The 19,048-nt window shown below is 69.8% G+C and carries 19 protein-coding genes; 13 read left to right on the top strand and 6 right to left on the bottom strand.

Going from position 1 to position 19,048, the window contains the following annotated elements:
- Positions 1-31: 31 nt before the first annotated feature.
- The 6 genes from FZ046_RS08615 to FZ046_RS08590 all read left to right on the top strand — a co-directional run bounded on the left by FZ046_RS08615 (position 32) and on the right by FZ046_RS08590 (position 6,919).
- Positions 32-1,099 carry a DNA cytosine methyltransferase gene (locus tag FZ046_RS08615; protein ID WP_070354907.1) on the top strand — a complete coding sequence of 356 codons (1,068 nt, stop codon included), beginning with the start codon at positions 32-34 and terminating at the stop codon, positions 1,097-1,099.
- A 151-nt stretch (positions 1,100-1,250) separates the two neighbouring features.
- On the top strand, positions 1,251-2,894 hold the full coding sequence (locus FZ046_RS08610; RefSeq protein WP_407664453.1) for an ABC transporter substrate-binding protein: 1,644 nt from the start codon (positions 1,251-1,253) through the stop codon (positions 2,892-2,894).
- A 56-nt stretch (positions 2,895-2,950) separates the two neighbouring features.
- The gene (locus tag FZ046_RS08605; protein ID WP_070354906.1) at positions 2,951-3,931 is read left to right on the top strand and encodes an ABC transporter permease; all 981 of its coding nucleotides are present in this window, start codon (positions 2,951-2,953) and stop codon (positions 3,929-3,931) included.
- Positions 3,931-4,893, top strand: coding sequence for an ABC transporter permease (locus FZ046_RS08600; protein WP_070354887.1), 963 nt, complete (start codon positions 3,931-3,933; stop codon positions 4,891-4,893). The genes FZ046_RS08605 and FZ046_RS08600 overlap by 1 nt, the downstream gene beginning before the upstream one ends.
- Positions 4,890-5,891, top strand: coding sequence for an ABC transporter ATP-binding protein (locus tag FZ046_RS08595; RefSeq protein ID WP_246182943.1), 1,002 nt, complete (start codon positions 4,890-4,892; stop codon positions 5,889-5,891). Before FZ046_RS08600 ends, FZ046_RS08595 begins: the two co-directional genes overlap by 4 nt.
- The gene (locus FZ046_RS08590) at positions 5,888-6,919 is read left to right on the top strand and encodes an ABC transporter ATP-binding protein (protein ID WP_070354886.1); all 1,032 of its coding nucleotides are present in this window, start codon (positions 5,888-5,890) and stop codon (positions 6,917-6,919) included. The genes FZ046_RS08595 and FZ046_RS08590 overlap by 4 nt, the downstream gene beginning before the upstream one ends.
- Here the strand turns inward: FZ046_RS08590 and FZ046_RS08585 are convergent, their stop codons facing one another.
- From FZ046_RS08585 to FZ046_RS08575, 3 genes are all read right to left on the bottom strand, one after another.
- Positions 6,920-7,330 carry a hypothetical protein gene (locus FZ046_RS08585; protein WP_070354885.1) on the bottom strand — a complete coding sequence of 137 codons (411 nt, stop codon included), beginning with the start codon at positions 7,328-7,330 and terminating at the stop codon, positions 6,920-6,922. It lies immediately after the preceding gene.
- Position 7,331: 1 nt separating this feature from the next.
- The gene (locus FZ046_RS08580; protein ID WP_070354884.1) at positions 7,332-7,613 is read right to left on the bottom strand and encodes a hypothetical protein; all 282 of its coding nucleotides are present in this window, start codon (positions 7,611-7,613) and stop codon (positions 7,332-7,334) included.
- Between the two features lie 78 nt (positions 7,614-7,691).
- Positions 7,692-9,464, bottom strand: coding sequence for an Hsp70 family protein (locus FZ046_RS08575; protein WP_070354883.1), 1,773 nt, complete (start codon positions 9,462-9,464; stop codon positions 7,692-7,694).
- A gap of 204 nt (positions 9,465-9,668) precedes the next feature.
- Here FZ046_RS08575 and FZ046_RS08570 point away from each other — a divergent pair, with 204 nt between their 5' ends.
- Complete coding sequence (locus tag FZ046_RS08570; RefSeq protein ID WP_176749617.1) at positions 9,669-10,130, top strand: nuclear transport factor 2 family protein; 462 nt, start codon at positions 9,669-9,671, stop codon at positions 10,128-10,130.
- A 1-nt stretch (position 10,131) separates the two neighbouring features.
- Here FZ046_RS08570 and FZ046_RS08565 read toward each other — a convergent pair whose 3' ends face one another.
- The gene (locus FZ046_RS08565) at positions 10,132-10,785 is read right to left on the bottom strand and encodes a L,D-transpeptidase family protein (protein WP_070354904.1); all 654 of its coding nucleotides are present in this window, start codon (positions 10,783-10,785) and stop codon (positions 10,132-10,134) included.
- 90 nt (positions 10,786-10,875) lie between these two features.
- Between FZ046_RS08565 and FZ046_RS08560 the strand changes: the two genes are divergently transcribed.
- Complete coding sequence (locus FZ046_RS08560) at positions 10,876-12,366, top strand: bifunctional phosphatase PAP2/diacylglycerol kinase family protein (protein ID WP_070354881.1); 1,491 nt, start codon at positions 10,876-10,878, stop codon at positions 12,364-12,366.
- Here the strand turns inward: FZ046_RS08560 and FZ046_RS08555 are convergent.
- Positions 12,320-12,982, bottom strand: a complete 663-nt coding sequence (locus tag FZ046_RS08555; RefSeq protein ID WP_070354880.1) for a phosphatase PAP2 family protein — start codon at positions 12,980-12,982, stop codon at positions 12,320-12,322. The two genes, FZ046_RS08560 and FZ046_RS08555, sit on opposite strands and share 47 nt — an antisense overlap.
- A gap of 142 nt (positions 12,983-13,124) precedes the next feature.
- Between FZ046_RS08555 and FZ046_RS08550 the strand changes: the two genes are divergently transcribed.
- Both FZ046_RS08550 and FZ046_RS08545 read left to right on the top strand, forming a co-directional pair.
- A complete protein-coding gene (locus FZ046_RS08550) occupies positions 13,125-14,762 on the top strand; it encodes a purine-cytosine permease family protein (protein WP_083298432.1) in 1,638 nt (545 codons plus the stop codon).
- A gap of 96 nt (positions 14,763-14,858) precedes the next feature.
- Entirely contained in the window at positions 14,859-15,341 is a 483-nt protein-coding gene (locus tag FZ046_RS08545) for a hypothetical protein (protein WP_070354878.1), read from the top strand.
- 4 nt (positions 15,342-15,345) lie between these two features.
- Here the strand turns inward: FZ046_RS08545 and FZ046_RS08540 are convergent, their stop codons facing one another.
- Positions 15,346-15,726, bottom strand: a complete 381-nt coding sequence (locus FZ046_RS08540) for a YchJ family protein (protein WP_070354877.1) — start codon at positions 15,724-15,726, stop codon at positions 15,346-15,348.
- Positions 15,727-15,851: 125 nt separating this feature from the next.
- Here FZ046_RS08540 and FZ046_RS08535 point away from each other — a divergent pair, with 125 nt between their 5' ends.
- The 3 genes from FZ046_RS08535 to cysD all read left to right on the top strand — a co-directional run bounded on the left by FZ046_RS08535 (position 15,852) and on the right by cysD (position 19,044).
- A complete protein-coding gene (locus tag FZ046_RS08535; RefSeq protein ID WP_070354876.1) occupies positions 15,852-17,261 on the top strand; it encodes a sulfatase family protein in 1,410 nt (469 codons plus the stop codon).
- A gap of 65 nt (positions 17,262-17,326) precedes the next feature.
- On the top strand, positions 17,327-18,127 hold the full coding sequence (stf0, locus tag FZ046_RS08530; protein ID WP_070354875.1) for a trehalose 2-sulfotransferase: 801 nt from the start codon (positions 17,327-17,329) through the stop codon (positions 18,125-18,127).
- Positions 18,124-19,044, top strand: coding sequence for a sulfate adenylyltransferase subunit CysD (gene cysD / locus FZ046_RS08525; RefSeq protein WP_070354874.1), 921 nt, complete (start codon positions 18,124-18,126; stop codon positions 19,042-19,044). Before stf0 ends, cysD begins: the two co-directional genes overlap by 4 nt.
- Positions 19,045-19,048: the final 4 nt, after the last annotated feature.

Raw genomic sequence — 19,048 nt, 5'->3', positions numbered from 1 at the left:
TTCGTCGGTCGGTCGTGGGATGCTCTTCGCCATGGCGAGCAGCAAGGGAACGGCGATCTCGCTGTTCTCCGGCGCCGGCGGTCTCGATCTCGGTGCGGAGGCAGCCGGCTTCGACGTCCGGGCAGCGGTCGAACGCAACCGCGACGCCGCGCTCACCATGGAGAAGAACTTCGCGACGCTCGCCTCCCCGGTCATCCAGAAGGACATCCTGGAGACCAGCACCGCGGAGATCCTGCGCGCCGCCGGGCTGCGCACGGGTCAGCGCCCGGACCTGCTCCTGGGCGGACCCCCGTGCACGCCGTTCTCGAAGAGCGGGTTCTGGCTGGAGTGGAAGCGCTCGGGACTGGATCCCGACGCCTCGCTGCTGCAGGAATACACCCGGGTGTTGCGCGAAGCCAGGCCACGCAGGTTCGTCCTCGAGAACGTCTACGCCCTCACCTACGACAACCGCGCCAGCCGACCGGCACTGCTGCGTCTGCTGCGCGAGATCGACGAGGCCGGCTACGCGTACCGCATGGACGTGCTGCACGCGGCGAATTTCGGTGTGCCGCAGGCCCGTCCGCGCCTGTTCATCGTCGGCGCCCCGAAGGGCAGCCCCGTCCCCGAGTTGCCCGAGCCCACGCACGGCGGCAGCTGGGAGCGCCGTACCACCGGCAACGCCGAGCGTCCGTTCGTCACCGCCGGGGAAGCGCTCGCCGGCCTGGTGTGCGATCCGGAGCCCGAGGAGGTGCTCCGCGGACAGTACGCGGCGCTGCTGCCCGACATCCCGCCGGGCGGGAACTACCTCCACTACACCGCCGAACGCGGCCATCCCGAACCCAAATTCGCGTGGCGCAGTCGGTACTGGTCGTTTTTGCTCAAACTCGACCCCGAGAAGCCCTCACCCACCATTCAGGCCCAGCCCGGACCCAACGTCGGCCCCTTCCACTGGAGCAATCGCCGGCTCCGCGTCGCGGAGGTGAAGCGGCTGTTCACGTTCCCCGACGAGTTCGAACTCGTGGGTAGCCGCGCCAGCGTCCAGGCCCAGTTGGGCAACTCGGTCCCGCCCCGGTTGGCGGAGCGAATTTTCGTTTCCGTCAAACGTTCGCTGCGCGCCTGATTCTTCCGACGGAGCCGGGGTCGTTCCGGACCGTTCGACTTGCCATACGCCGTTTTTCGGAAAAGATGCAATGCGGACACGCCACGGGGCGTTTCATGTGAGGACATCGACCGGACAGCCACCGGTCAATCACGAGGAGGCTCGAATGGGCATGCTTCGACGGATTTCCACCGTCGCGTGCGTCGCCACGCTGACGCTGGGGGTCGCCGCCTGCGGCGGCGACTCCGGCGGGTCGGGCGGCAGTGGTGGCGGGGGTGGCGACATCACCGTCACCATGACGTCGTTCCCCGACTACGTGGATCCGCAGCTGTCCTACACCGTCGAGGGCTGGGAGACGCTCTACAACGTCTACGTCCCCCTGCTCACCTATCGGCACGCCAAGGGCGAGGACGGCACCCAGGTGGTGCCGGGCCTCGCGCAGGACATGCCCGAGGTGTCGCCGGACGGCAAGATCTACAAGCTGAAGCTGCGGTCGAACATGAAGTACTCCGACGGCACGCCCATCAAGGCGTCGGACTTCACCTACGCGATTCAACGTCTGTTCAAGGCTAATTCGGGCGGTTCGGTCTTCTACGAGCCCATCGTGGGCGCCACCGACTACGCGGAGGGCAAGGCCGACACCATCAGCGGCATCGCCACCAACGACGCGACCGGTGACATCACCATCACGCTGACCGAGGCCAACGGCACCTTCGACAACGTGCTGGGCCTCCCGTTCGCGGCGCCGGTCCCGCCGTCGACGCCGCTGGACAAGGACGCGACCAACGATCCGCCGCCCGCCAGCGGGCCCTTCATGATCTCCCAGGTCCAGGCGCCCCAGACCATGACCATGGAACGCAACCCGAACTTCTCCTCGGTCCGCGACGCCGGAGCCGACGAAGTCGCCGACGCGTCGGTCGACAAGATCACCATCACGCAGAACAAGAGCAACACCGCGCAGGTGACCGACATCGAGCAGAACCGCGTCGACTACATGTCCGACCCGCCCGACGCGGACCGTCTCGCGGAGGTGAAGTCGCGCTACGCCAGTCGATTCCGCATGGAGGACTCAATCAACACCTACTACTTCTGGATGAACACCCAGACCGCGCCGTTCAACGACCTCAAGGTGCGTCAGGCCGTGAACTACGCGATCGACCCGGAGGCCCTCAACCGCGTGTTCGGCGGGCGGTTGCACCCGTCGCAGCAGATCCTGCCGCCCGGGATGCCCGGCCACCAGGACTTCACCCTGTATCCCGGCCCCGACCTCGGCAAGGCCAAGCAGCTGATCGCCGAAGCGAATCCGGCCGACCGCGACATCACCGTGTGGACCGACGACGAGCCCGACCGCAAGCGGATCGGCGAGTACTACCACGACGTGCTGAGCCAGCTCGGCTTCAACGCGACGCTCAAGGTCATCTCCGGTGACGTCTACTGGGCCACGATCGGCAACCAGTCCACGCCCGACCTCGACACCGGGTTCGGCGACTGGTTCCAGGACTTCCCGCATCCGGACGACTTCTTCCGGCCGCTGCTCAACGGTGCGAGCATCCTGCCGACCAACGGCAACAACTACTCTCGCGCGAGCCTGCCCGACCTCGATGCGCGCATGAACGAGCTGCGCACCAAGCAGCTCGAGGACCCGGGCGTCAAGGACGGCTACGCCGCGCTCGACCGCTCCTACATGGAGCAGGCCGTGTGGGCGCCGTACGGCAACGAGCAGTACACGACCTTCCTGTCCGAGCGGATGGACTTCGACAAGAGCTATCGACATCTGCTGTTCAGCCAGGACTTCAGCTCCTTCGCGCTGAAGTAATGGCCGCGCCGTTCACCGAGGTGGAGGTGCCGGACGAGCCGCCACTACCCACCGGGATGTCGTCTGCCGAGATCCGGGGGCGCAGCCCCTGGTACCTCGCATGGGTCCGGTTGCGCCGCAACAAGACCGCGCTCGCGTTCGGACTGCTGTTCGTCGTCATCGTGCTGGCGTGCCTGGCGGCGCCGCTGTGGGCCGACCGCGTCGCGCACACCACGCCCGACGCCAACCACATCACCGACACGATCTCCGTCGACGGCGCATCGGTCGACGTGGTGTCGCCGGACGGCACGCCCATCGGTCCCGGCCTGCGCGGCCAGTACCTGCTCGGGGCCGACCAGAACGGTCGCGACGTCATGGTCCGGTTGCTCTACGGCGGGCGCACGTCGATCTTCATCGGGGTGGCGGCGGCCGCCATCACGACAGTGGTCGCCGTCGTGGTCGGCCTGCTGTGCGGCTTCTACCGCGGGTGGATCGACGCGGTGCTGTCTCGGGTGATGGACGTCGTGTGGGCGTTCCCCGTGCTGCTGCTCGGCATCGCGCTGGGTACGGCGCTCGCCGTCGGCGGGCTCAGCCTCGGATTCGTCACGCTCGCCGGTGATTCGGTGTGGATCCCCATCCTCATCATCGGCATGGTCTACGTGCCCTACATGGCGCGGCCGATCCGCGGCGAGATCCTGGCGCTGCGGGAGAAGGAGTTCGTGGAGGCGGCCGTCGCCCAGGGCAAGGGGCCGCTGCGGATCATGGTCACCGAGCTGCTGCCCAACGTGGTGTCGACGATCATCGTGTTCTTCACGCTCAACATCGCGAACGACATGCTGCTCGAATCGGCGCTGAGCTTCCTGGGTGCCGGGGTGCGGCCGCCGGGTGCGTCCTGGGGCACGATGATCGCCGACGGCTACCAGACCATTTACACCGCGCCGCACCTGACGATCATCCCCGGCCTGATGATCGTGCTGACGGTGTTGTCGCTCAACGTGTTCGGTGACGGCCTTCGTGACGCACTGGATCCGCGTGCCAAGATCCGGTTGGAGCACTGATGCTGCGCTTCATCGCCCGGCGCGTGACCGGGATGGTCGCCGTGCTGTTCGCCATCTCGGTGATCGTGTTCCTCATCTTCAACGTGATCCCGAACTCGAACCCGGCGATCCGCATCGCCGGCAAGAACGCCAACCCCGAGCTGATCGCCCGGGTCAGCGCGGATCTCGGTCTCGACCAGCCACTGCCGGTGCAGTACCTGACGCTGATGCGGAAGATCTTCACCGGTCAGCTGACGTCGTACGCCAGCGCGCAGAACGTCACCGATCAGATCTGGCGCGGGCTGCCCGCGACGCTGTCGCTGACGATCGGAGCGGCGGTGCTGTGGATGGTGCTGGCGGTGGTGTTCGGCTACACCAGCGCCATCCACGCCGGAAGATTCACCGATCGCGCGCTGACCATCCTGTCGTTGGTGGGCATCTCGATGCCGGTGTTCTGGCTGGCGGCGATCCTGCTGTACTTCTTCACCTTCAAGGTGGAGTTGTTTGCCACGAGCAGCTACGTCCCGTTGACCGACGACCCGCTCCGCTGGTTCACGCACCTCATCCTGCCGTGGCTCACGCTCGCGGTGCTCTACGTCGGCTTCTACAGCCGGGTGCTGCGTTCGAACATGCTCGACGTGATGAACGAGGACTACGTGCGCACCGCGCGGGCCAAGGGGATCGCGGAGCGGCAGGTGCGCATCCGACACGTGCTGCGCAATTCCATGATTCCGATCGTCACGCTGTTCGGCCTCGACTTCGGCGCCGTCGTCGGCGGCGGGGCGATCCTCACCGAGACGGTGTTCAACATCAACGGCGTCGGGCTCTACGCCGGCCGGGCGATCGGCAGCCTCGACCTGCCGCCGCTGATGGGCGTGACGATGTTCGGCGCGTTCTTCATCGTGCTGTTCAACGGCGTCGTCGACATCCTGTACGCGTTTCTCGACCCACGCATCCGACTCGGAGAGGCGGCCGCATCGTGATTCTCTCCGTCGAAGACCTCCGGGTCTCCTTCGCCACCGACGGCGGTGTCGTGCGCGCCGTCGACGGGGTGTCGTTCGACCTCGCCGCGGGCGAGATCCTGGCCGTGGTCGGCGAATCCGGCTCGGGCAAGAGCGTCACCGCACAGACGGTCCTGGGACTCACCCGCGCGCCCAACGCGACGATCACCGGCACGGTGCGCTTCGACGGCCGCGACCTGAACGCGCTCGACGACGCCGCTCTGCGGCAGGTGCGCGGTGAGCGGATCGCGATGATCTTCCAGGATCCGATGACGTCGCTCAATCCGGTGTACCGCGTCGGCGACCAGATCGTGGAAATGATCCGCGCGCACCGCGACGTCTCCCGACGCGAGGCGCGCGAGCGGGCGATCGAACTGCTGACCGCCGTCGGCATCCCCAACCCCGATCGGCGTGCCGCACACTATCCGCACGAGTTCTCCGGCGGCATGCGCCAGCGCGTGATGATCGCGATGGCGCTGGCACTCGACCCGGACGTGCTCATCGCCGACGAGCCGACCACCGCCCTCGACGTCACCGTGCAGGCGCAGATCCTGCGGCTGCTGGCCCGGTTGAACGCCGAACGGGGCCTGGCCGTCGTGCTCATCACCCACGACCTCGGCGTGGTGGCCGAGATCGCCGACCGGGTGGCGGTGATGTACGCCGGGCAGATCGTCGAGGACACGACGCTCGAAGGCGCCTTCTACGATCCGCGGCACCCCTACACGTGGGGACTGCTCGGCTCGATCGCCCGGCTCGACGAGGACCGCCCGGCCCGCCTCGCGCAGATCGCCGGGCAGCCGCCGTCGCTGCTGTCGCCGCCGACCGGCTGCCGGTTCGCCGCGCGGTGCCCGCACCAGTTCGACCGGTGTTCCGAGCCGCCGCCGCTGAACGGCGACCGGTGCTGGCTCCCGCTGGAGGACAAGCGACGGTTGCGCATGGTGGACGGACGGATCGGGCTGCGGAAGGCGGTCGCGCTGTGACGACGAGTGGGACGGGCACGGGCGCGACCGGAGGTGGCGAGCCGCTGCTGGAGGTCACGGACCTGGTCAAGCACTTCCCGATCAAGTCGGGTCTGGTCGTCGACCGCGAAGTCGGCCGGGTCAAGGCCGTCGACGGCGTCAGCCTGACCATCCGGGCCGGCGAGACGCTGGGGCTGGTCGGTGAATCCGGTTGCGGCAAGTCGACGTTGAGCCGCACGATCCTGCAGCTGACCGCGCCGACGTCGGGTTCGGTGCGGTTCGAGGGGCAGGAACTCGTCGGCCGCTCGCGTCGTGCGCTGCGGCCGCTGCGCCGCCAGATGCAGATGATCTTCCAGGATCCCTACGCCTCGCTGAACCCACGCAAGCGGATCGGACAGATCATCGGCGAGCCCATCGAACTGCACGGCCTGGCCTCCGGTCGCGACGTCACGGTGCGCGTGCGCGACCTGCTCGACCGCGTCGGGTTGCAGCCCGAACACGCCGAGCGCTATCCGCACGAGTTCTCCGGCGGTCAGCGTCAGCGCATCGGGATCGCGCGGGCGCTGGGGCTGCGGCCGAAGCTGATCATCGCCGACGAGCCGGTGTCGGCGCTCGACGTCTCGGTGCAGGCACAGATCATCAACCTGCTCGAGGATCTGCAGGACGAATTGGGCTTGGCCTACCTCTTCGTGGCGCACGACCTCGGTGTCGTACGCCACGTGTCCGACCGCGTCGCGGTGATGTACCTCGGCCGGATCGTCGAGATGACCGACGCGCATGCCCTGTACCAGCGGCCGCTGCACCCCTACTCGAACGCCCTGCTGTCCGCGGTGCCCGTGCCCGATCCCCGATTGAACGCTCAGCGCGAGCGCCTGGTGCTCGAGGGGGACGTGCCGAGCCCGATCGACCCGCCGTCGGGTTGTCACTTCCACACCCGGTGCCCGTGGGCGACCGACGTGTGCCGCACCGACGATCCGCGACTGGCCGAGCTGCTCCCGAATCACGTTGCGGCGTGTCATCATCCACGATTCGAGCTGGAACCGGTCTGATCAACCCGACGTGGCGGCCTTCGTTTTCTCCTGGGCCTTCTGCTTCGCCGCCTCGGCGGCGATCGCGCGCCCCTCGGTGCTCGCGGCGGAGTATCCGGGCTTGGTCGCCGAGGCCGCGTCGGCGTCGCAGTCGAGCGACACCACGACCTCGTTGGTGGTCGATCCCGCGCTGTTCTCCGGCGGGGCGACCTGGCGCACCTGCTGATTGGACACCAGGCAGTCCGGCCAGGCCTTCTGGTCGCCCACCGTCGTGGAGACGACGGCCTTCATCCCGGCGCCGCTGATCGCGGACTGGGCGTCGGAGTACTTCTGCCCCGTCACCGTCGGCGCCGATGCGTGGGCGACACTGCTCGTCCCCAGGACCAGGCCGGCGAAGGCCGCACCGGCCAGTACCGTTGCACGACAGCGCATGTCAGCCTCCCGCCTTGATCGGCGGGGTGGCCTTCGCCACCTGCGGCGTCGCCGCCGGGGTGGTCCAGGTGGCGGTGGCTCCCATCGTCGCCCCACCGACCACGGGTTGGACGTACACCGTGTTGGTCGGGGCGTCCCCGGAGCCCGCCAGCACTGCGGACGTCCCGGAACCGGCTGCGGCGTAGTGCATTCCCAACAGGCCCAGAGCGCTCAGTGCGCAGGCGCCCGAGACGGCGAGCAACCGCACCACGGTGCGGTCGGACCGTTCGCGTTCTTCGTTCATGCCCACGATGGTGCGGGCATTCCCGGCTCAGATGCTGTGGCGGCGCTGTGACGTTGCTCGACGCCGACGCGAACGCGCTCAGTACGGGTACTGCGGCGGCTGCCGGTAATACGGCGGTTGCTGGTACACCGGGGGCTGCTGGTACACCGGCGGCTGTTGGTAGACCGGCGGCGCCGAGGTCGAGGGCACCTGGATCGGGATGGGCACGGGGACGAAGGGGACCGTGATGTAGCTCGTCGTCATCGTCGGGGACGGTGACGTGGTGGTCTCGGTGGTCGTGGTCTCGGTCGTCGTGGGCGCGGTGGTCGTGGTCGTCGCGGTCGTGGTCGTGGTGGTCGTGGTCGTGGGCTCGACCGTCGTGATCGTCGTGGTCGCGGGTGGGCGCTCCACGGTCACGGTCTGCGGAGGTGGCGGCGCGGCGCTGGTGACGACGCTCGGGGGCGCCTCGGTGGCCGCGGCAGGCGGCGGCAGCTCGGACGGCGGCGGCGCCGCCGGGGGTTCGGTCGCCGGCGGTGGCGCCGGCGGCGAGGTGACGACCACCGGTGCGGTGCTGGGCGTGGGCCGGGAGTCCTCGGTGGCGCTGGTCAGCGCGATGGCGACGCCACCGACCGCGACGAGGGCCAGCACGGCCGCCACCCCGAACACCAGCTGTGGCAGCCGTTGCCAGACCCGTGGTGGCACCTCGCGGTCGTCGCCGGGCACGTACTGGGCGACGGCCCGGGTGGTGCCGGTGTCGTAGCGGTACTCGTCGGTGAAGGGCACCGGGTCGTCGAGCGCGTCGTCGTCCTGCGACCAGGCCAGCGCGCGGAACGTCGCCGACCCCGGCGCGGCTTCGCTGATCACCTCGGTGAGCACCGCGGCCTGCGCGACACCCGTCGGCGCGTCGGCGTCGACGGCTCGGGCGGCGTAGACGGCAGCTCCGAGCGCGGCGTCGAGCCCGGGCTGTGACGTCACGTGCACCGTCCCGGCGCCGTGGGCCGCGAGGCGCCGTGCGATCAGCGGGATGGGGGCACCGCCGCCGACGACGGCCATCGCGGTCACGTCTGCCCGGTCGACGCGGTTGCGCTCGAGCAGGTCGTCGAGCCCGGTCAGCACCGCGGCCAGCGGCGCGTCGAGCAGGGCGTCGAGTTCGGCGCGGGTCACCGACACGGTCGAGCGGTGACCTGGGAGGTCGACGGTCACACTCGCGGTGTCCGCGGTGCTCAGCGTCTCCTTCGCGGTCCGGCACGCGTCGCGCAGCCGGGCGAGGGACCCCACGGCGGCGGTGCCCGCGGGATCGGAGTCGGCGTCGAGGCCGGCGAGGACGTGCGCGAGCAGCGCCTGGTCGATGCGGTCGCCGGCGAAGTCGGTGATCCGGGTGGTCTCGAGGGGTTCGAAGGAGGACGTGGCGTCGGCCAGCGTGAGGCTGGTGCCGCCGCCGCCGACGTCCGCGAGTACCACGACCCCGTGGGTGGGCAGTCCGACGCCGGCGTGCATGGTCGTCAGCGCCGCCACCGCGTCGGACACCAGGCGGGCCGGGACGCCGTGCGGCGCCAGCCCGGGCCGGGCGCGCATGGCCGCGCGCAGGGAGCGCAGGGTCGCGCCGTTCCAGTGCGCGGGTACGGCGATCGCGATCCGCTCGGCACCCCCGGCGCCGGCGAGGTCGTCGAGCGCCGCGACGACGAGGTCGTCGGCTAGGTGCCGCGACCCGTCGGCGGCCACCAGCGGCACCGGGTCGCCGACGCGTTCGACGAAGCCGCGCAGGACCTGGCCGGACGCGGAGACCGCGGCGGGGCGGGTGACGGGTGGGTTGCCGACGCGAGCGCTGACCATCGCGGTGGTCCCGATCGACAACCCCAGGGGGTCGCTCATAACGGACCCACCATAGCGTCGGCGGTACGCGCCCGGGGGTGGACACTCCGCCACATAGCGGGCGAACAGCGTTCTCACATCTCGCTTTTGATCCCGCCGACCCGCAGCCGTCGGATGCGTCAATACCGGATCCGGCGGCCTGCCCGAGCGCCGAACACCCCGAAACCCGGTGCGGGCGAACGCCGATGTGCTTCCATGACGCACATGGGCGACATCGATGACATCGCGCGCGTGAAGTACCGCTACCTACGCGCCTTGGACACCAAGCACTGGGACGACTTCGCGGACACCCTCACCGAGGACATCGTCGGCGACTACGGCAGCTCGCTCGGCCAGGAACACCACTTCACCGACCGTTCGTCGCTGGTCGAGTTCATGCGCACGTCGATGCCGGCCAACGTCTTCACCGAGCACCGGGTCACGCATCCGGAGATCACGATCCACGGCGACGAGGCGACCGCCATCTGGTACCTGCAGGACCGCGTCATCGTGCCCGACTTCGACTTCATGCTCTACGGCGCGGCGTTCTACTCCGACCGCTACCGCCGCACCCCGGACGGATGGCGGATCAGCCAGACCGGCTATCAGCGCACCTACGAGGTGACGATGTCGACGTCGGCGCTGACGAACTTCAAGCTGGAGCCGGGCAGCGCACTGAACGTGTAGTTCACGTCGACAGCGCGATCAGCGCTCCGGGCCGCAGCCAGCGGATCAGCTCCACCATGGTCTCGTCGGCGACGGCCACGCAGCCGGCTGTCGGCCCGCCGTCGGTGGTGTGCAGGAAGAACGCGCCGCCCTTGCCGGGGATCCGCTGCTTGTTGACGCCCATCACCACGGCGTGTGCGTACTGCGGGATGTCGAGGTTCTCGGTGCCGTCGCTCGGCGAGGTGCTGAACGGGCAGGCGGCCTTCTTGCAGACCTGCATGGTGTTGTACGTCGGGCTCTTCATGTCGCCGTCCCACCAGTGGTCCGGCGTCACCTGGACGTACTGCAGTGCGCCACCCGGGTTCGGCTGCGTGCCGAACGCGAAGTCGAGGGTGTAGACCCCCATCGGGGTCATCATCGAACCGTCGAAGTGGTTGGCGGACATGCCCTTCGCGCCAATCTTCGCCGGGATGCCCGCGGCCGCCGCGCGCCATCCGGCCGCTGACCGCTCGTAGACGTCCACCTTGGCGTCCGTCCCGCCGGTGCCCACGACGGAGATCACCTGCGTCGCGTTGCCCACCTGGCTCGCGAACCACGGGATCAGCTCGGCGCGCGCGGCGGGGGCGCACGCCAGCGCCAGGACCGCCACGCACCACGAGGTCAGCAGGCGGCGCACGCCCTCCATCGTCGGCACCGCGCATCGGGTGGGTCAATGACGGGAAGGACACGATCCGGCATCACCGGGCGTGACGGCTACGTTGGGGGGATGGCATTTCCGAAACGGCGGGGACGCGGCATCCGACAGATCGGTCAGGGGCTGGGCACGCTCGACCGCGAGATCTTCGAGGCGATCGCCGAGTCACCGAGCCCGCTGCTGGACGCGGTGATGCCGCGGCTGACGTCCGCCGCCGACCACTCCAAGCTGTGGTTCGCGTTGGCCGCGGTGCTCGGCGCGACCGGCGGGGCGTCCGTCCGGCGCGGCGCGGCGCGCGGCGTCGCCACCCTGGCCGTCACCAGCCTCGTCACCAACCAGGGCGCCAAGCGGATCTGGAAGCGCGCCCGGCCCAACTTCGCGACGGTGCCGCTGGTGCGGCGGTCACGCCGGATGCCGACCTCGAACTCGTTGCCGTCGGGGCACTCGGCCAGTGCGGCGGCGTTCGCGGTCGGGGTGGGTCTGGAGAGCCCCGCCACCGGCCTGGGGCTGGCGCTGCTCGCGGGCCTCGTCGGCATGTCGCGCGTGGCGACCGGTGCGCACTATCCCGGTGACGTGCTGGCGGGCTTCGGGCTCGGCGCCGCGATCGCCGTGCTGGGTGGCAAGGTGGTTCCGCCCGTGGTGGAAGTGCGCCTGCCCGCCACGTCGGGTCCGCTCCGCATCGACACACCGCCGCGGCCCGAGGGCGAGGGCGTCGTCCTGGTCATCAACCCGGCATCGGGCAGCGGGACCGGCGCACGGGTCATCGACGAGGTGCGCGACGCGCTGCCCCGGGTCGAGATCGTCGAACTCGGCGGTGACGACGACGTCGAGGCGGTGATGCGCGAGGCCGCCGAGCGCGCCGAGGTGCTCGCCGTGGGTGGCGGCGACGGCACCGTGTCCTGCGCGGCGGGCATCGCGTTGGAGGCCGGCGTGCCGCTGGCGGTCTTCCCCGGTGGCACGTTCAACCACTTCGCCAAGGACATCGGCTGCGAGACCGTCGACCACACCGTCGCCGCGATCCGGAAGGGCACCGTTGTGGGCGTCGACGTCGTGCGGCTCAACGAGACCGGCACGGTGATCAACACCGCCAGCATCGGCTCCTACCCCGCGTTCGTCCGCACCCGAGAGCGGCTCGAGCACAAGATCGGCAAGCCGTTGGCCGGCGCCTACGCGCTCTTCCACACGCTGCGCCGCGATGCGCCGGTGCGCATCGCCTTCGACAACACCGAGATCCAGACGTCGCTGTTCTTCCTCGGGAACTCGGTGTACCTGCCGTCGGGGTTCGCGCCGTCGCGGCGCAGCCGGCTGGATGACGGGCTGATCGACGTCCGCATCCTGGAGACCGGCCGCAGACTCGCACGGCTGCGCATCTTCACCGCACTGTTGTCGGGCCGGTTGACGCGCAGCCCGCTCTATCACGAGATGCGCGTACCGGAGTTCTCGTTGCGGAGCCTCGACGGTCCGACCCCGGTGGCCCACGACGGCGAGGTGGAGATGACGCTGGAGGAGGCGACGTTCACCGTGCGGTACCGGGCGCTGCCGGTGTTTCGTCCGCTGCCCTGACCCGCGGCAGCAGCGGCAGCCAGAGCGCACACCACACCGTGGCCAGCGCCCACCCGGCGACGACGTCCGAGGCGTGGTGCACGTTCAGCGCCACCCGACCCACGCCGACCGCCACCACCACCAGCACGGCGGCGACGGCCCACCACGGCCGCACGGCCTCGGACAGCCGGGGCCACGCCACCAACGACAGCGCCAGCACGCACGCCAGCCCGCCCAGCGCGTGGCCGGACGGGAACGACGAGGACGCGGCCTCCACCATCGCCGTATCCGGCCGCGGTCGGTGTGCCAGCCACTTCGCCGCCTCGGTCAGCGGACCGGACAGCTCGACGGTGCCGAAGAGGAAGCCCGCGATGCGGAAGCGGCGCCGGACGAGCGCGTGCACGATGACGACGAGCCCCACCACCCGGAACACGAACGGGGAGAACAGCGTGCAGATCGCGTTCCACGTCCCCACCCACGCGTCGCTGCCCGCACCGGCGCGGTAGGCGGCCGACAGCGTCCCGGTGTCGACGGCGTCCAGCCAACCCCACCGGGCCGTCCACCCGGTCCACAGGATCGCGTACACCACGGCGGCCACCGCGGTCACGGCCACGACGGGGCCCCTCGGAGAGGTCATCCGTCCAGAGGTACCACGGCCCGCGAAAAGCAGTCGCGCGGTGGGAACACGATCGTCACACCACCGAAACACCTCGCCCCTACTTTGCGTCCATGACGGAGGGACAGCAACCATGACGCAAGAGGTCAGTAGGGAATCGGGGATGGACTCGGGAGTCGACGAGGCCGACCTCGACACCATGACGGCCACCAAGGAGACCTTGGAGGACTACACGCTGCGCTTCGCCCCGCGCAGCTACCGCAAGTGGTCGACCCGCGTGGTCGGCATCTCGGCGCTCGGCGGCATCGCCTACCTCGCCGACTTCGCGATCGGCGCCAACATCGGCATCTCCTACGGCACCACCAATGCGCTGTGGGGCATCCTCATCTTCGCGGTCGTGGTGATGGCCACCGGGTTCCCGGTGGCCTACTACTCGGCGCGCTACAACATCGACCTCGACCTCGTCACCCGCGGCAGCGGGTTCGGCTACTACGGCTCGGTGGTCACCAACGTCATCTTCGCGACGTTCACGTTCATCTTCTTCGCCCTCGAAGGCTCGATCATGGCCCAGGGACTGGAGTTGGGCCTCGGCATCCCGCTGTGGCTCGGCTACGCGGCGTCCACACTAGTGATCTTCCCGCTGGTGATCTACGGCATGAAGGTGCTCTCCACGCTGCAGGTGTGGACCACGCCGCTGTGGCTGGTGCTCATGGTGGCGCCGTTCGTCTACCTGGTGGTCAGCCATCCCGAATCGGTCGGCCAGTTCTTCGCCTACCAGGGCGAGAACGGCGGCACGGGATTCGATCTGGGCTCCACGCTGCTGGCCGCCGGGGTCTGCCTGTCGCTGATCGCGCAGATCGCCGAGCAGAACGACTACCTGCGCTTCATGCCGCCCAAGACGCCGGAGAACAAGCGCAGCTGGTGGACGTGGGTGTTCCTCGCCGGCCCCGGCTGGGTGATCTTCGGCGCCATCAAGCAGATCGTCGGGCTCTTCCTCGCGGTGTACCTCATCGCCAACGTGGCCGACAGCGCCGGCATCGCGAACCAGCCGGTGCACCAGTTCCTGGAGATCTACGAGAACTTCCTGCCCGGCTGGCTGGCCATGACGCTCGCCGTGGTGCTGGTCGTGATCAGCCAGATCAAGATCAACGTCACCAACGCCTACTCGGGTTCGCTCGCGTGGACCAACTCGTTCACCCGCGTCACCAAGACCTACCCCGGTCGCCTGGTGTTCCTCGGCGTCAACCTGCTGATCGCGCTGATCCTGATGGAAGCCAACATGTTCGACTTCCTCAACACCATCCTCGGGTTCTACGCGAACTGCGGCATGGCGTGGGTCGTCGTCGTCGCCTCCGACATCGTGTTCAACAAGTACCTGCTCAAGCTGTCGCCCAAGGTTCCGGAGTTCCGCCGCGGCATGTTGTACGCGTTCAACCCGGTCGGCTTCGGCTCCATGTTGATCGCCGCGGGCGTGTCGGTGCTGGCGTTCTTCGGCGGCCTCGGCGAGGCCGTCCGGCCGTACTCGCCGCTGGTGGCGATCGGGCTGGCGCTGGTCCTGCCGCCCATCATCGCGGTGGCCACCAAGGGCCGGTACTACCTGCGCCGCACCGACGACGGCATCGACCTGCCGATGTTCGACCAGTACGGCAACCCGGCCGACGATCACCTCAAATGCCATGTCTGTCACCACGATTACGAGCGTCCGGACATGATGAAGGCGGCCTCGCACGACGGCTTCATCTGCTCGCTGTGCCTGTCCACGGACAAGACCGGCGAACACGTCCTGCCCGCTCAGTCCTGACCGGACGGCGCCCGGTGCCGGTGAGCGACGCTCGCCGCGCCGGGTGTCGTCGTGCCAGCGGTACCGACTCGTCGGCGCAGGGGTTACTGTGCGGGTATGGCGGTCGTCCTGCGCAAGTTACTGGGCATCGGCAAGCTGCCCGACGACCTGCGGGCGAGGGTCGAGGCCGAGGGTCTCCTGCATCTCGCCGAGTCGGTGCCGGTGACGTTCCGGTTCTCGGGCAACGTGCCGGGCAAGACCGCCAAGGGGAACCTCCGCAGCTACGTCGGCGCGCTGGTCCTCACCGAACGCCGCGTGCTCGCCACGCTGTCGACCGTCCCCAAGAAGGTCGGCCGGGCCATCGACCACGAGTGGTCCGAGCCGAGCGGCTCGATGGTCACCGCGACGCTCGACGCGTCCGGGCTGACGCTGGAGGTGCCCGAACTGTCGGCGGTGAATCCGGCGTTCACCGGCTCGATGTCGCTGCACTTCAAGTCGCACCTGTCCGAGGACCTGCTGGCACGGCTCCCCCGACGCACCCTGTCCTACGACGTGCCGCCGAAGTTCGTCTACTCCGCGTGCGGGGTGCCGCGCGGCTGACGGGTCAGGGGTGTTCCCCGTCGAGGTAGTACCAGCGGCCGGCCCGCCGGGTGAACCGGCTGCGCTCGCGCAGCACGCCCCGGCCGCGTCCGGTCGCGTAGTCGGCGGCGAACGCGACCTCGCCGCGCTCGTCGTCCGGACCGCCTGCGGTCACGTCGACGACCCGAAGCCCCGTCCACCGCGTGTCGGCGTCCAGGGTGAGGTCGGCCGGTCGGGTGCGCGGATGCCAGGTACGAAAGACGTAGTCGGTGAGCCCCTTCGCGTACGCGGCGTAGCGCGACCGCATCAGCTCCTCGGCCGTCGCGGCGTGCCGCGCCCCGTCGTGCAGGGGTTCGCAGCACGCCGCGTAGGCGGTGCCGCTGCCGCAGGGGCAGTCGACGTTCACCGCCCCATGATCGCCGACCCGCCCCCGCCGGGGACCGGCGCCGGCGGTTTACTGACGTCGACGAGCCAAAGGGTTGCCCGACCGGCACCCGACGCGTTCGCTGGGCAACCGATGGAGGTCGACGAGTGACCACGCATGACCGAGACACCGCGCACGAACGAGACACCGCGCACGACCGAGACAACGTGCTGCTGGTGCACTGGCACGACCTGGGCCGCACGCTGGGGGCCTACGGCCACGCCGACGTCTCCAGTCCCCGGCTGGACCAGCTCGCCGCCGAGGGCATCCTGTTCACCCGCGCCCACTCGACCGCGCCGCTGTGTTCGCCGTCGCGGGGATCGCTGTTCACCGGGCGCTACCCACAGAGCAACGGCCTGCTCGGACTGGCCCACCACGGCTGGGAGTACCGGGCGGACGTCCGGACGCTGCCGCACCTGCTGAGCGAATCGGGTTGGCACACGGCGCTGTTCGGCATGCAGCACGAGACGTCCTACCCGGCCAAGCTCGGCTTCGACGAGTTCGACGTGTCCAACTCCTACTGCGAGTACGTGGTGGCCCGGGCGACGGCGTGGCTGGCCGATCCGCCCGCGACGCCGTTCCTGCTGACCGCCGGCTTCTTCGAGACCCACCGCCCCTATCCGCACAACCGGTACGCGCCGGCCGACGCGGACGCCCTCACCGTGCCGGACTACCTGCCCGACACCCCGGACGTGCGGCAGGACCTCGCCGACTTCCACGGCTCCATCGCCGTCGCCGACGCCGCCGTGGGCGAGCTGCTCGACACCCTCGCCGCGACCGGACTCGACGCCAGCACCTGGGTGGTGTTCATGACCGACCACGGCCCGGCGATGCCGCGGGCGAAGTCGACGCTGTACGACGCGGGCACCGGCATCGCGTTCATCGTGCGGCCGCCGACGCGCCGCGGTGCCGCGCCGCGGGTCTACGACGAGCTGTTCAGCGGCGTCGACCTGGTGCCCACGCTGCTCGACCTGCTGGGCGTCGACGTGCCCGACGAGGTGCAGGGCATCTCGCAAGCCGCGCAGCTCACCGCGGGCGCGCCGGCCGACGCCGCCGTGCGCAGGGAGGTCTACACGACGAAGACCTACCACGACTCCTTCGACCCGATCCGCGCGATCCGGACCAAGGAGTACAGCTACATCGAGAACTACGCGCCGCGACCGCTGCTGGACCTGCCGTGGGACATCGCCGACAGCGCGCCCGGCCAGGTGGTCGCCCCGCTGACGCGGACGCCGCGGCCGACCCGCGAGCTGTACGACCTCGTCGCCGATCCCACGGAGAGCACCAACCTGCTCAGCGGCGAACCGGCACCCGAACACGAGGCCGTCGCGGCCGAGCTCGCGATCCTGCTCGACGACTGGCGCAGCAAGACCAACGACGTCATCCCGTCGGACTTCGCGGGGACCCGCATCTCCGAGCGCTACACGCACACCTACCTCAGCATCAAGAACCAGCCCCTGCCGAGCCGCTCGGCGCTGGCGTCGGGTCGCGGCGTGCACGAAGAACGCGACCAATAGTTCCGCTCGTGCTGAGCGAAATGCCCGTCTAGCAGCGCATTTGCCCACCGGTTAAGCTCTCGCGCATGGCAGCCCCCACGGCGTACCTGGTGCTCGCGTCGCAGCGCAGCGGAAGCACCCTGCTGGTCGAGTCGCTGCGCGCCACCGGCGTCGCCGGCGAGCCCCAGGAGTTCTTCCAGTACCTGCCGTCGACCAGCCAGTCGCCGCAGCCGAGGGAGTGGTTCGCCGGCGTCGAGGACGAGTCGATCCTGCGACTGCTCGACCCGCTCGACGAGGGCAAGCCCGACATCGCGCCCGCCGAGATCTGGCGGGACTACATCCGCACCGTCGGCCGCACGCCGAACGGGGTGTGGGGCGGCAAGCTGATGTGGAACCAGACGCCGCTGCTCCTCGACCGCGCGGCGGGGCTGCCGGACCGCTCCGGCGACGGCCTGCTCGCCGCCATCCGCGACGTCGTCGGCAGCGACCCCGTGCTCATCCACGTCTACCGGCCCGACGTCATCTCCCAGGCGGTGTCGTTCTGGCGGGCCGTGCAGACCCGGGTGTGGCGCGGCCGCCCCGACCCGGTGCGCGACGCCCGGGCCGAGTACCACGCCGGCGCCATCGCCCACGTCGTGACGATGCTGCGGGCGCAGGAAGAGGGCTGGCGCACCTGGTTCGCCGAGGAGGGCGTCGAGCCGATGGACGTGCCCTACCCGGTGCTGTGGCGCAACCTCACCGAGGTCGTCGGCGACGTACTCGACGCGCTCGGCCTGGACCGGCGCCTGGCACCGGCACCGGTGCTGGAGCGCCAGGCGGATCACCGCTCCGACGAATGGGTCGAGCGGTACAAGGCGGATGCCGAGCGGGAGGGATTGCCGACATGACGAGCACGACCGTGGACACCACCCACGTCGACGAGCTGCGGGTGCTCGAGGCCGAGGCGGTGCACATCATCCGCGAGGTGGTCGCCGAGCTGACGCGTCCGGTCCTGCTGTTCTCGGCGGGCAAGGACTCGATCGTGCTGCTGCGGTTGGCGGAGAAGGCCTTTCGGCCGTCACCGCTACCGTTCCCGGTGCTGCACGTGGACACCGGCCACAACTTCGACGAGGTCATCGAGTTCCGCGACCGCCGCCTGGGCGAGCACGGGCACGAGCTGATCGTCGGCTCGGTGCAGGAGACCATCGACAGTGGCCGCGTCGCCGACCCCGGTCCGGGCGCCTCACGCAACCGGCAGCAGACGCGCACGCTGCTCGACGCGCTGGAGGCGGGCGGGTTCGACGCCGCGTTCGGCGGTGCCCGGCGCGACGAGGAGCGGGCCCGCGCCAAGGAGCGCATCCTCAGCTTCCGCGACGAGTTCGGCCAGTGGGATCCCCGCGCGCAGCGACCGGAGCCGTGGTCGCTGTACAACGGCCGGATCCGCCAGGGCGAGCAGGTGCGGGTGTTCCCGCTGTCGAACTGGACCGAGTTGGACGTCTGGCGCTACATCGAGCTGGAGAACCTGGAGCTGCCGTCGATCTACTTCGCACACGAGCGCGAGGTGGTGGAACGCGACGGCATCCTGCTGGCGGTCTCGGAGTACGTCCAGCCCCGCGGTGACGAGCGGGCCGCCACCGAGTGGGTGCGGTACCGCACCGTCGGCGACCTCACCATCACCGGTGCGGTGCGCTCGCATGCCACCGACATCGCCGGGGTGATCGCCGAGATCTCCGCGGCGACGGTGTCCGAGCGCGGCGAGACCCGCGCGGACGACCGGACGTCGGTCGCGGCGATGGAGGACCGCAAGCGAGAGGGCTACTTCTGATGGG

The organism is Mycolicibacterium grossiae, from assembly GCF_008329645.1.
Classification (GTDB): Bacteria; Actinomycetota; Actinomycetes; order Mycobacteriales; family Mycobacteriaceae; genus Mycobacterium; species Mycobacterium grossiae.
This window is presented reverse-complemented; position numbering and strand designations above follow the sequence as displayed.